Origin of the sequence: Bacteroides sp., from assembly GCF_052357945.1 — a bacterium.
In the GTDB taxonomy this organism is placed as follows: Bacteria; Bacteroidota; Bacteroidia; order Bacteroidales; family Bacteroidaceae; genus Bacteroides.
The window spans coordinates 35,877-49,273 of the sequence record NZ_DAWCXD010000022.1 but is presented as its reverse complement, the minus strand read 5'-3'; the positions used below and the strand labels follow the sequence as shown (position 1 = coordinate 49,273).

At 38.2% G+C, this 13,397-nt stretch carries 9 protein-coding genes and 1 pseudogene; 2 read left to right on the top strand and 8 right to left on the bottom strand.

Features of this window, described 5'->3' with window-relative positions; genetic code table 11:
• Together ACT8YW_RS06965 and ACT8YW_RS06960 are read left to right on the top strand one after the other, a co-directional pair.
• On the top strand, positions 1-752 hold a 752-nt coding region (locus tag ACT8YW_RS06965; protein ID WP_444104461.1), incomplete at its 5' end, for an ATP-binding domain-containing protein.
• Positions 753-829: 77 nt separating this feature from the next.
• Positions 830-1,222 (top strand): annotated as a pseudogene (locus ACT8YW_RS06960) (AAA family ATPase); the annotation flags it as partial.
• Between the two features lie 128 nt (positions 1,223-1,350).
• On the opposite strand, the gene tnpC reads toward ACT8YW_RS06960, so the two are convergent.
• From tnpC to ACT8YW_RS06920, 8 genes are all read right to left on the bottom strand, one after another.
• Entirely contained in the window at positions 1,351-2,940 is a 1,590-nt protein-coding gene (tnpC, locus tag ACT8YW_RS06955; protein ID WP_444104460.1) for an IS66 family transposase, read from the bottom strand.
• A 73-nt stretch (positions 2,941-3,013) separates the two neighbouring features.
• Entirely contained in the window at positions 3,014-3,382 is a 369-nt protein-coding gene (gene tnpB, locus ACT8YW_RS06950) for an IS66 family insertion sequence element accessory protein TnpB (RefSeq protein WP_225451038.1), read from the bottom strand.
• Positions 3,366-3,698 (bottom strand): IS66 family insertion sequence element accessory protein TnpA, encoded by a 333-nt coding sequence (gene tnpA / locus ACT8YW_RS06945; protein WP_225451039.1) that lies wholly within the window; start codon positions 3,696-3,698, stop codon positions 3,366-3,368. Before tnpA ends, tnpB begins: the two co-directional genes overlap by 17 nt.
• A 235-nt stretch (positions 3,699-3,933) precedes the next feature.
• Positions 3,934-5,892: a BT_3987 domain-containing protein gene (locus ACT8YW_RS06940; protein ID WP_225451040.1), complete on the bottom strand. Its 1,959-nt coding sequence runs from the start codon at positions 5,890-5,892 to the stop codon at positions 3,934-3,936.
• A 29-nt stretch (positions 5,893-5,921) separates the two neighbouring features.
• Entirely contained in the window at positions 5,922-7,091 is a 1,170-nt protein-coding gene (locus tag ACT8YW_RS06935; protein WP_444104459.1) for a DUF1735 and LamG domain-containing protein, read from the bottom strand.
• Positions 7,092-7,101: 10 nt separating this feature from the next.
• Positions 7,102-8,121 (bottom strand): glycoside hydrolase family 18, encoded by a 1,020-nt coding sequence (locus ACT8YW_RS06930; protein ID WP_444104458.1) that lies wholly within the window; start codon positions 8,119-8,121, stop codon positions 7,102-7,104.
• A 14-nt stretch (positions 8,122-8,135) separates the two neighbouring features.
• Positions 8,136-9,710, bottom strand: a complete 1,575-nt coding sequence (locus ACT8YW_RS06925) for a RagB/SusD family nutrient uptake outer membrane protein (RefSeq protein ID WP_444104457.1) — start codon at positions 9,708-9,710, stop codon at positions 8,136-8,138.
• An 11-nt stretch (positions 9,711-9,721) separates the two neighbouring features.
• Positions 9,722-13,075 carry a SusC/RagA family TonB-linked outer membrane protein gene (locus ACT8YW_RS06920; protein WP_444104456.1) on the bottom strand — a complete coding sequence of 1,118 codons (3,354 nt, stop codon included), beginning with the start codon at positions 13,073-13,075 and terminating at the stop codon, positions 9,722-9,724.
• Positions 13,076-13,397: the final 322 nt, after the last annotated feature.

Sequence of the window (13,397 nt, the reverse complement as noted above, 5' to 3'; positions counted from 1 at the left end):
CGGAGGATGATTGTTATTCTTTACCTAAAATAAAAATAACAGGTTTTCCTGATATTAAGCTGACACCCGGAACTGAACTGATAGAAGAGCTGACTAATTGTTACGATCATGATGGTATGGATGAAACGATTGTTGTCTGTCGATCTAATAAACGTGCGAACTTATATAATAATGGAATACGTGCACAAATTCTTTGGCGTGAAGATGAATTGAACACAGGAGATATGTTGATGATAGCCAAAAATAATTACTATTGGACAGAGAAATATAAGGAGATGGATTTTATCGCTAATGGAGAAATTGCAGTTGTCCGACGTGTTCGTCGAACTCGTGAAATATACGGTTTTCGTTTTGCCGAAGTTACTCTCCGCTTTCCTGACCAGAATGATTTTGAATTGGATGCGAATCTATTATTAGACACTTTACATTCGGACTCACCTGCATTGCCGAAAGAAGACAATGACCGATTGTTCTATACGGTACTTGAGGATTATATAGATATTCCAAACAAAAGAGACCGGATGAAAAAGATGAAAGCCGATCCGTATTACAATGCTTTACAGGTGAAATATGCCTATGCAATAACCTGTCATAAAGCACAAGGCGGACAATGGCAGAATGTATTTTTAGATCAGGGGTATATGACGGATGAGTATTTGACTCCGGATTATTTCCGGTGGCTGTATACAGCTTTTACTCGAGCAACGAAGACTTTGTATTTAGTGAATTATCCGAAAGAGCAGGTGGAATAGGTGGTTTGAATATAAGAATGAAATCAGTTGATTTCAAATTTGTTGATTTCATGTTTTCTATATTTGTCCCCAAACAGATGGATATGGAAACTCTTTTTTATATGGACGGGTAGCTGAAAACGAGAATTTTACGAATCGTAGAAATGAAACAGAGTTCTTTAAAAAGAGCTTTGAAGGGCTTATAAATACGGTTATTATATCTCCCCGTCGTTGGGGAAAAACCTCTTTGGTACATAAAGTAGCTAAATCAATATCTGATGAAGAAAAGAATGCCATTATTTGTCAGGTTGATATTTTTAATTGTCGTACAGAAGAAGAGTTTTATATTGTATTTGCAAATTTTTTATTAAAATCTACCAGTACTGTTTGGGAAGAATTTGTCGGTTGTGTAAAGAAATATTTATGTGGGCTAGCACTGGTAGTCTCTATAATCCGATACTACTCAAACTTATGAACTTTCGTTTGGTATCATTGACTCCCAAACAATTTTATTTCCTGCTTGCGATAGCTGATGGAATGTAAGCATCCGATAAAGTACACTATAAAAAATGGCTGTATCTCCTTTCCAGGTAAGCAGCCATCTATTGTTGTATCTCCATCATTCTTTATTCTTTTCCTTCCATTTGTGTGGCAACATTTGTAGCAGTTCCTCATAATTAGCCTTCTGCATATATGGCATTCTTGCTATAACGTCATTCAGATAAGTGCGCGGATTTACTTTATGCGCTTTGCACGTAGCCAGTAACGAACAGACTACACTCATGCTGACGGCCGCCTGATGGTCTCCACAGAACAGGTAGTTCTTTCTACCCAATGTGATTGGTCGGATGGCATTTTCCGCCAGATTGTTATCAATATGGATACGTCCATCCTGCAGATACCTCATCATATTCTCCCAGCGGGTATAGGCATAGGTTATCGCCTTTCCGGTCAAGCTGTTTGGGCTGTATTTTATCCCTTCTGTTTCCATCCATAGCTTCAAGGCATCCATAATAGGTCCGGCAAGTTCCTGACGTTTTCCCATCCGTTCATTTTCTGTAAGCTGCTTCTGGTCACAGTCATGTTCTATGCGATATAGAAGCTGTATTTCTTTTAAGGCATGTTCCGCCATCTGCCTGTTTTCAGCAAGTGCCTGCTCAAAATACCTGCGTATATGAGCCATGCAGTTAACAAGGCGCACATTCGGGTTGACCTTGAAAGCCGATTCGTAACCCTCAAAGCCGTCACATTGGAAATAACCCTTGAAGTCTTTAGCCAGTTGCCCTATCACCGTACCTGACCGTGAGCCTTTGTCATAATGGAAAAGCACCAGTCGTTCGACTACAGCCCTGACCATCCACAAGTATTCCTTGTTGGTCTGATGTCCTGCCTTGTCCAGTACAGGTACGGTCGTTTCATCCCCCTGTATGTAGTCTGATTTCATGATTTCCCGCCTGAGTACCTCGTAAAGTGGCTTGAGAAGTTCAACCGCAGGCTTGAACCATCCGTCTATGGTACTTTCACTAGCCTTGAAGCCCAGGTGATGCAACTGTTTCACCTGGCGGTAGAAGGGAAGATGATACTCATATTTCTGCAGGAGTATCTCCGCCAAAAGTGTAGGTCCCGCTATTCCTTTGTATATAGGCAACAGCGGCATGGCGGCTATCTCCACTCCTTTTCTGCCGACCGGTGGAAGTGAAGTGTTGTCTTTAAGGGCATACTTGGGCCGTACAATCTCCTTTATATACAGTTTTCCGGGCTTATGTTCCACCACACGGGTCACTTCCTCGCCAATCTTCCTGTACAGTTCCAGGTCAATGTCTTCCGGCTCGATGATTACCCTTTCAAGTACGGGAAGACCTTCCATTATCCTGCGGTTATTCCGTTCCCGTTTCTTGCTCTCCACCGTTTCTTTTGTGATTGTCTGCACCGCTACTTCACGCGCTTTTTCCAGTTCAGCCGCATTATCAGGAAGAAAGTCACCGAACAGGTCAGGCTGGTTGGAATCAAGAGACGGGAGTTTCTCTGACTTGTGACCGAAAAGCTGGCGGTTCAGCCATGCGACTTGAGCCGTCAGCTCATTGAGACGATTCTGTAAGGATTCATTCTGCCGGGTAAGCCTGATAATGGTCTCAGCCTGGGATGCGTTCACCTGCTGCAGGGACTGCAGCATTGAGTTCATCTGTGAAAGCATCTCTTCCTGGGTCATAATCCGTTTCTTTTAATTACACTATAAATGTACAAAATATATCCCGGACAGACAAGGAATACGACATCTATTTTTATACAGTATATACATTTCGTTCCGCCCTCAGACGTCTCAAACGCTGCCCGGGAGATTCCCGGATTCCTTCCACCATAATGACAAGATCGCGCCATTCCATCGGATAGCTACGCGATTTCTCATCATATTCGGGAACTTTGAAATGACCGGCTTCAAGGCGCTTGACATACATCACCAGACCGTCATCCTCGGCATGGAGAAGCTTCATCAATTTACGGCTGCTGCCAATGAAGATGAATACATCACCGTTCCTGACACTGCAGCCCATACGTTCGTGTACCACACCGCAGAGAGAACTGATACCCTTGCGCATATCAGTCCTGCCGGGGCAGAGAAAATACCGCATCGTATCATTCAGGCAGAACATGGCAACAGGCGTATTGGTTAATCAAACGGGAAGCGGCCTCTTCCATACCGGCACCCAAATGGGCACGGACGCCATTAGGAAACAACAGGGTCATTTCGGAAACAGAAGAGGAGGAAGCAATACAGGGGGACTTCAGGCTGATGGGAGCTAAGACTGATTGGGGAGCAGATGTTTCGTGAACGGGAACACTGGAAGATTTACGTTTCCAATAATTGTACGTGGAGTAACTGACATGTTCACGTTGCAGAAATTTCAGAAGACTCAAACCGCTTAAACGATGCAGTTCCTGTAAAGAGGTAAATTGTTCTTGTGTCATAATGAAAATATGTTAGAAGTTCATGCAATATTGCAAAGGCAAAGGTGCAATGAAAATATAACAAAGAAAACGGGTACTTTATCGGATGCTTACGAAGTATGTATATAAATAGTTGGAATGTTTTTTACTTTTCAATGTGATATGAGGTGAGAAAAGAGTACTATAAAGGCTATGCTGAAAAATGACTTTCCAGCATAGCCTTTATGTAGGTTGATTTAATTAGTGTCGGATAGTTTTATTGTTTTGTCAAGTCGTAATTAAGTCCGGTCGGATGTGATTCTTGGAAAATAGTATGAGTGTATAACCATGTATTTCCACCATCATTAGAACAATATGGGACAGCTGTACATTTCATATTGTCTTGGAATGGGAACGGTTTTAAGGTAATTGAACCGTTGTTGTTTATCATTGCTCTAAATTCTCCTTCTTTTCCTCCTACTGTCCATGAATTGGCTGTCCGTCCGGGAGTGGCCCAACACATTTTCCACATTAATGGATCTGTAGCGTCTGGCTCATGGAGAACTTGTGGCATTGGAATGCTGAGTGGATTAGCGTCAGAGTTAGTATATAGCATGGTTAATGGATATTGTTCTAGCAATTCACCATATGGTGCCCATCCATATACATAATAGGATTCATTTTTTATATTTTCTTCTATTCTGATATTGAACTTCATTGGGCTAAAATTATTCTTCCAACTACTTCCTGTCCAATTATATTGTTGAGCTGTTGAGACTTTCCAATTTCCTAGATAATAGTTATAATCTTTAATAGCTGATGAACGTGAAGGGGTAAAATCAGTTCTTCCATATACTTGTTCAGTCCATATAACGTTGTCATTATATAGAGTTTGACCTATTTCATTAAACTTTGAACTATAAACTTTTGATGCTTTTAAATTATAAATAGCAAAGTATCCCCACTCGTTTTTGACTTTAGAAAGATAGACAGGATTAATTGAAAAATAATCTTCTGTAACATTGATTGCGTATGGACATTGCTTAATTTTGTCGATATGGGATAATTCATTCCATATATTGTAATTTCCGAAGACGGTGAAATTGATTAAGCTGTTAACCGTTTCTCCTTCAATATCTCCAAGGGGATAGTTGATCGAAGGTTGCCCATTTTCTTGGTTGCACCAATACACACTTAATGATTTGTCAGGCATCATTTGACGGCATTCATAGATTAAACGGCTATACTGTTCTTGTGAAGGCTGTACTAATCCGGGATAGTTTGAAACTTCGTCATAATTTGCCCATTCGTCATCAAAGTCTATTCCGTCAAGCCCATAGATATCTACATAAGACTTTAGTTCCTTTGCAAAATCTTTAGCAGCTTCATTGCCTAAACTTCGCATTCCGGCAGCTGTATGGTCACCTAAAATGGTCAAGTTTACTTTTATTCCTTTTTGTTGTAATGGACGAATAAGTTTGTCTACATTCTCTAAAACAAAAGTTACTTGCGGATTACAGTGTACATATGGTTTTCCTTCTTCATTTATACGAATATTGGCTGCAAATATGTTGACAATGTCGAAGAATGGTTTTCCACTATTTTCCATAGTATATTCACCCGCATTCAAAATGTTCTCATTATTGACTTCGATATAACAGATTGTTTTGACAGAGCCTTTTTCTGTATTGGGTAGAGCCTTTTGTGGGGTAATTAAATAAATGTATGATTGATTGTTTGCGGTATTTTCGATACCATCTGAAGCTGTAGCGGATATAGCTACTGCATAAGTTGTACCTATTATTCCTCCAGGTTGGATCTCTAGCTCGATAGAAGACGATTTCCTTTTTCCTGACGGTATGATTACTATTCCATTGTTTTCTAGAGAAAGTTTATCAGTCGGATACATTGCATAAGATGTTCCGTTGGCTTGATTATATGCAGTTAGTGCAGATTCATCAATCTTGAATGTGACGGTAATATCTTTGTTGGCTGCTTTACTTAGTTCAAAGTATACGTGTCCTGTTCCGTGCTTATCTCCAGTTATTGTTATAGGAGTTAGTTCTTTTGCACCGGCTGCTGATCTGACACTTCCAAAAATACCTTCTATGTTTTCGAAAGAATTTCTATTTCCAGGCAATATTGTGATATCGTCTTCGCAACCTGCAAATATATTGCATAGGCAAACAAACACTGCAATTGCCAGGGTTGGTCTAAAAAAGTTTATATATTTCATAGTTCATTTAATTAATTTGTAGTATGCTGTTATTTCTCTTTGGCAGGAAGTGCCACATCTACCCATGTCAAACTGGAAGTAGGAGTTGCGTTGTTGCCATTTATGGTATGATCTTTCAGCTCATTGATACCATCATTCAGTTTCCAGTAGGCTACGAGACCGTCTGATGCAGGGTCTACTTCGTATGCATGATCTTTTTCATTGATTTCTTCTTCGCTTAATACACGATTCCAAATACGTACTTCAGCAATATCAGCATCTAACCAACGTTCATTATTGTAAGAACGACCTATCCAGAAACAACGTGGTTTTCCGTCTTCTTCATCGGAGTGTGGAACTCCCCAGTTTATAGGACCAATATCCATACTGTGGTCTGTGACAAGTTCTCCATTATAATAAGCTTTTAGATTTTTTTCAGCAGCATTGTAGGTGATAGCGATATGAATCCACTTTTCTAATGGAACATCCCGATTAATATGTATATTTGTTGCGCTTGAAGTACCTGCTATTTGTAAGTGATTCGCAGGTACGCCATCATCACCAAACCGGAATAGGAATTTACCTTCAATTCCCATCAGTGTACTGATATTATGGTCAAAACTGTGTGGCCGGACTAAAGCTTCTGCTGTTAAAGTTGTTAAGTTGTTAACTACTTCAGGCTTTTTCCACTCTACATAAATATTATTTTCTTTGATATTCGCCACTTTATTGATAAGTGATGCTCCTTTAAATACATAATAGAAAGTTTGTGCTGAAGCTAAAATAGCAATGTTGGCATTATCTATACTAACAGGAAGTACATATACCTTGTCAATATCCAATTGGTTAATTGCTTTAAAGTAGACAGTGATTGGAGTGGAAATAATACTTCCTGAAGCTATTTTCCCTTCCGTAGTTGAGAAAGCGTAATACTTTTCGGGTAGCATTTCCACATCATTTGTATAGTAGATATCCTTATAAGTGGATATCAATGCAGGATCTACTTTGATTGTAAAATTAATATCACTTTCTTCCGGCTTTGCAATTTCTAGTTGGAAGGTACGTTCATCAGACTCTATGTTAGATTTGACTAGGATATTTTCGGGGCTGACAGAACTCATGAAGATTTTATTGGAGAAGTTTTCCATATCATCATTGCATCCTGTAGAGATGAAAGTTAGTAATCCTAACGTAATACCATATAATTTTTGTAGTTTCATAATCATTCAATTATTTGGAAGGGGCTGGATTCATAATGTTAATAGTCTCTTTTACATTGTGGTAATTTCCATTTGTTTGATAGTAATCATTTTGAATATTATCAATAGCTATACCACATTTGTCATATTCTTGGGCATCTGTTGTTATCCAATAGGCAGTTTCAATAATAGCCCTTTCTTTCCCTATAAAACCTGTACTTGTGTCAGACGCATTCAAGGACGGAGTTGAGACAGCCATGATAAAACGATCTGTTGGCACTCCTGTTTCTAAACAGTCTTGAATAGCGAGAGGAAATTTATTCTTATCCGTTACTTGATACATCTCTATGATGAGATGAAGGAATTTAGATAGGATAATTTTATCTACTACATTTTGGGGCTTTCCTTGGAAAGAAAGGAATTTTCCTTCATTTTTATTAATCCAATCTAATGCGGCATTAAAAAAGATATTTTGACTAGCTGTGTAAGTAGCTTTATCTTCAGCTGTCATATACTTAGGATTCTGCCCGATAAGTTTTAATATAATTCCATCAAAAGGTTCAGAATATGCCAATTGCTTTTCTATTTCTTTTTTTAGAAAGGTATCGAATGTGCTTTCATTCTCTAATTCTAGTTGGGTAGAAATAAGGTTTTCATATTGAGCTTTTATCTCATCATAACTGATGGCATAAACTACTTTTGTTCCTTTCTGTTGTAAAGTTACTATTTCTTCTTTTTCAAAAGTTGCTAACTCTGAAGGACACATTAACCCAACAATATCAATGCTGTCAGGCAGGCTTGTAATATGCTGTGCACGACTAGCCGGATTCTTTTCGCTATTATCAAACCATGCATACACTTTTTTGTGTTCCGTATCGGCTTTATATTGACGTAAGTTTTCTAAGTACTTGGTATATAGTTCGGGGTTTTGTTCCTCAATACCGGGCTGTTTGATGCTGATACTTTCTACATCTGTCCAGTCATCACATGAAACAAAAGCACAACTCGCTGCAAAAAGCAATGTTACTATTATATTTGTTTTATTATTCATAATTCACTAGATTTTTATTCTTCAGTTAATCTTGGATTACAATCCCACCATACATGAGTAGACATTTTGTCTGCTCCATTTAGATATTCCAATGCTTTCGGCATGTTATCTCCATTGTTTCTATACTCATCCTGTGGATAAGACAGACGACGTGCAAACTTCCCTTGGGTTATATCAGTTCCTAGATTCTTGTCTACTTCCATTAACTTTGGATAGCCTGTACGACGAAACTCCGCCCACGATTCCATGCCTAACGGGAAATTAGCAATCCATTTTTGAGTAATAATACGTTCTAGATTTTCTTCATCAAATCCACTTATTTCTTTCCATTTTACTGTAATATCTGAAACAGAACCAGTATAACTGAACGTTCCGGCAGGATCTTTGTATATCTGTGGTTTATTTTGCGAAGTGAGATAGCTATCCGTAATACTAGCTCCCCATTGTTCAAAAGACAATGTAATGCCCTTTTGATAGTATGATTTAGCATCTCCGCCTTTCATGTCCCAACCTCTCAAAGCTCCTTCTGCTTCTAGAAATGCAACTTCAGCAGCATTCATCCACATTAGTTTAGAGTTCAGGGTTGTTTGCATATTAGAATACGAGTGGCTCATTTCTGAATCAGTCAAGACACCTGTACCAATACGAATACCATGATAATCTTTATCAGCAAAAGTGGATTTAGTGAAATATTTCTCCATACGAGGATCTTGATAGCCTTTCATATAAGACATTATATCGGCAGCAACCCGATAATCACTGTATTCATAATTTGTTTTATAAAAAGGATTCTCGTTAGGTGTAAACATTGCATTGTCATCGTTTGAAGTCATAACCCCTATTTCATGTTTTACGGCTTCTTCAGCTATTGTTTGCGGTGTTTTTCCATCCACGTTATAATTAGTATATACCATACGCATTGCCAAACGTAATTTCAGAGAATTAGCAAACTTTATCCATTTTACCACATTACCGCCATATACTTTATCCGCATCAGGATTAAAAGTATTTGTTTGTTTGGCTGTAAGAATATTAATAGCATTATCCAAATCTTTAATCATATTGGTGTAAACATCTTGCTGCGAATCAAACGGAGCAGCTAATTTTCCATCAGCACCTAATTGAGAATAAGGAATAGGACCATATGTATCAGTGATCCTATGCAAAGCTGCGACTTTTACAATTTGTGCTACCGCCAAAGGAACTTCATCTGTTGTATTGACTTCTATTTGGCTTAAGCTAGGTAATACTTTGGGAATTATATCATTGTAAAGCACTCCAATCCATGCTTGTGAAGGATTGTATGTAGAAAAACGATTATTCCAGTCGTTTGCTTTCGATTCTCCCAAATAGCCACCGTATGTACCGCCTAATAAACAGTCAGTATATTGAAGAGTGTTAGGTTCGGCCGGAACAACATAACCTTGCATATTTACTAAAGCCGATCGCCAAATATAGCCATCTGCATTCATTTGGTCTTTGGTTGCTTCGTATGGGTTAGTATTATAATCTATATAATTATTTGTACATGCGGAAACACCTATTGCACCGCCGACAAGAATTAATTTTATGGTTGATTTTTTTATCATAGCTACTACTATTAAAATTTAAGTCTAACATTGAATCCTAAGTTACGTGAACTTGGCATCATGAAATTATCAATACCTTGATAATAGTTACCGGTTGTAGCCACCGCTTCCGGGTCGAATGGAGCCTTGCAGTAGATCATCCATAAGTTACGTCCTACCAATGAAATTGTAATATCCGCTACACCCCATAACTTATTTTTAGGTATTGTATAACCGATGCTAGCTTCCTGCAAACGCAAGTTGGTTGCACTATAAGTATAATATTGGGGGATACCACTTTCCGAACCTATCACAGAATACCATTTTTGTGCATCAACTATATCACCGCCATTAACAAGTACGCCACCACGGTCACGTGCTGCTGCACTGGCTTCTGATACTCCATAAAGATCAAGAGCAGCTTGTGTAGCAGAATAGACAATACCACCAATACGTGCGGATAGCATGAATCCGAAATTTAGATTCTTCCAACGGAAATCATTTCTCCACGCCATATTGCATTTTGGGAAAACACTGCCTAATTTAATATCTTCAGATTTAAAATTGGCTTTTACATTTCCTTCTGCGTCAACATAAATATTACCTTGGTTGTCGCGTAGTAAATCAGCGGTAGAATACATATCTCCTAATGTTCCACCTTTCTTCAGTACGAATCTAGCTTGTGCAAGTCCACCGACATCTAAACGTTCTTTGGTGATTAACTCACCTGTTTCCGGATGAATATAGTTTTCTAATAAATTAAGTATTTCATTTTTGTTGGCACTAAAAGTAAAGTTAGACGACCAACTGAATTTCTTGTTCCATTCATTTTGATATCCGAGTGATAGTTCTATACCTTTATTTCGCACACTACCCGTTTGTACATACATCGTTGAGTATTTTGAAGATACAGAAACCTGAGGATTGAATGTTTGATTATAAGTCTTTGTTGTATATAATCCTAAGTCAAAATTAAAATGATCCAAGAATCTTGCTGTAATACCAATTTCCCAAGAGTTCGTTTTTTCCGGTTTCAATTCATACAATGGATAATGAGTCTTAGTGATCCATTGTTTGGTTGCATTATCCCATTCGTAAGTGGGACTTGCCAGGAAACGTGGGAAAGGTAAACCTACTGATGCAAATGAACCTCTTAATTTTAAATACTGGATCTGCTTCGGCATCGGTAATAATTCAGATAGAATGACAGAACCACCTATTGAGGGATAAAAGAATGCACTTTTTGCAGAATTAGGTCCAGCTAATTGAGAAGGCCAATCACTACGTCCGGTTAAAGTTAAATAATATGTGCTTTTATAACCCAGTTCAACACTTGCAAAAAGAGATTTGGTTTGTTCTCTGTAGCCACTTTGGTTACGCTTTGTCTTGACATCATCCAGTTGAATGATATTGAACATATTGGCAATTCCATCACTGCGGATCGGGCCTTCATTAGACATAACATCTTGTTTTATATCAGAGTAAGACGCACCAATGTTGGCTTGCAAAGAAATAATTTCTTTAAATGTCTTGTTGATGTTTACCATTACGTCTGCGTATGTCTGTTTATCAAGAGTTCTGGCTAAACCAAAGAATCCATTTTTCGAACCTTCTGTCAGTACATTATGGCTGGTTGCATATAACTTTTTTGTATAATCTGTATTTGCATTATCTACACGTACACGACCGGAGACACTAAGCCAGTCAAGAATCTGATAACTCAGATTAGCACTTAACATATAACGTTCTTTATCGTTCTCACGCAGATTTCGATATGCAATCCAATACGGGTTTTGCCCAGTATAGCTGGAAAGCATTTCATTGGGCCAATATTGAGTATAGATTTTGCGATTTGTGTCATAACGTTCGTACATCTTATATTCTTCCCAGTCATTTCCACGTGGGAACAGATAGGCAGTAACCAATGGGTTTGAATAAGTACCTTGGTTAACCATATTCTTATCATTTTGCTTGATATAACTAGCACTCACATCCAATATCATTTTATCTTTCAAGAAAGAAGTAGTATTGCGGAATGTGAAATTATAGCGGTTATAGTCATTATTGGGCACCATACCCTTTGAATTCACAACACTGGAAGAAAAATAAGTCTGATTTTTATCTGTACCAGCTGATAATGCAACGCTTTCAGTGGTAACAACACCTGTTCTAAGGAAGTCACTTGCCGGATCATATCCCATGTAATTGCTGTTGTTTAATAGATGTCCCCAGCTAAGGTCACCAGTTGTTGCACCTGTTGACAGATTACCTGTGCCATAGCGGTTTTGAAATTCCGGCATTCTGAACGGACGGATAAATTCCGTATTTTGTGTAACAGTCAAACTGACACGTCCTTCTTTGCCTTTCTTTGTGGTAATAACAATAGCACCATTAGCTGCCTGACTACCATATAAAGCTGCCGCTGCTGCACCCGTCAATACGGACATGAACTCAATATCTTCTGGATTTATATCAGCAATAGCTTCTGTGGAACCTTTTGAGTCGAATACTTGTCCGCCTTCTCCGCTCAAATTGTACATTGGAATACCATCTATTACATAAAGTGCGTTACTGGATTGCTCTATACTTTTTGCACCACGCATCACCACTTTGCTGGCACCACCTACACCAGATGAACTGGAATTGATCGTAACTCCGGCAACTTTACCGGAAAGTGCGTTGATGAAGTTAGCGTCCTTGTTCGTTAAAAGGTCATCACTTTTTACTTCCTGAACGTTATAACTTAGAGCTTTTGTCGCTCTTTTGATACCCAAGGCAGTGACAACTACTTCATCAATAACTTGTGTATCGTCCATTAATGTTATATTTACAGAAGACTGACCTTTCAGGGGAACTTCCTGTGTTTTATACCCAATATATGAATATACAATAACAGGATTAGCACTTTTGGTTACTATTTTATAGTTACCATCTAAATCAGTTATAGCTCCGTCAGTTGTTCCTTTTACTAGGATACTGACTCCGATTAAAGGTTCACCTTTGGAATCTATAACCTGTCCTGTTATAGTCTGTTCTTTACCAACCTGCTGTTGGTTACCACTTGATACTTCTTTTTCTGATAGATAAATGATATTATCTTCTATCTTATAAGAAATATCTTTGTTCTTTAAAAGCGTATTCAGTACTTGCTCCAATGGAGCATCTTTTACATTTAAAGGATCAACTGTGATCGTCGATAGTTTGTCGTTATAAAAGAATTGATACTTTGATTGGGACTGAATTTGTTTAATTACATTCCCTAAAGTTGTACGGTGAGTTGATAGGGTCAACTGGGCTGTAGCCCACTGCAAGGGAACTACCATGAACAAAAGAATCAGTAAAGCTCGAAATAGATTCGACTTTCGAAGCGAATGTTTGCTTTCCATACTTTTAATTTAACGGTTATACTTTTATTAAATTCTAAAAAGGGGAGTGTCGACTTTCTTTTCCCTTTTGCTAATAAAACAACACTAATATAATAAACACTTAGTCTAAATTCTCTTTTTTTCTGAGAAAAATGAAAATAATATAATACCCTCCTGAATACCTTGCAATTAGGAACTACCAAGTACTTAGAAAACTTACGTCAATATAAAGCCGATACGGAACACAATCTCTCTTATATGGTAGATGCATTGCAATATGCTCTTTCAATAGCAGACAAATATGACTATGACGGAATTTCTGTCGGATACGAAGGAAAAGCAT

Bases quoted from the DNA above. Each gene is read 5' to 3' on its own strand.
- ACT8YW_RS06920 (WP_444104456.1), bottom strand. From the start codon at position 13,075: ATGGAAAGCAAACATTCGCTTCGAAAGTCGAATCTATTTCGAGCTTTA.
- ACT8YW_RS06935 (WP_444104459.1), bottom strand. From the start codon at position 7,091: ATGAAACTACAAAAATTATATGGTATTACGTTAGGATTACTAACTTTC.
- tnpC (WP_444104460.1), bottom strand. From the start codon at position 2,940: ATGACCCAGGAAGAGATGCTTTCACAGATGAACTCAATGCTGCAGTCC.
- tnpB (WP_225451038.1), bottom strand. From the start codon at position 3,382: ATGTTCTGCCTGAATGATACGATGCGGTATTTTCTCTGCCCCGGCAGG.
- ACT8YW_RS06925 (WP_444104457.1), bottom strand. From the start codon at position 9,710: ATGATAAAAAAATCAACCATAAAATTAATTCTTGTCGGCGGTGCAATA.
- ACT8YW_RS06940 (WP_225451040.1), bottom strand. From the start codon at position 5,892: ATGAAATATATAAACTTTTTTAGACCAACCCTGGCAATTGCAGTGTTT.
- tnpA (WP_225451039.1), bottom strand. From the start codon at position 3,698: ATGACACAAGAACAATTTACCTCTTTACAGGAACTGCATCGTTTAAGC.
- ACT8YW_RS06930 (WP_444104458.1), bottom strand. From the start codon at position 8,121: ATGAATAATAAAACAAATATAATAGTAACATTGCTTTTTGCAGCGAGT.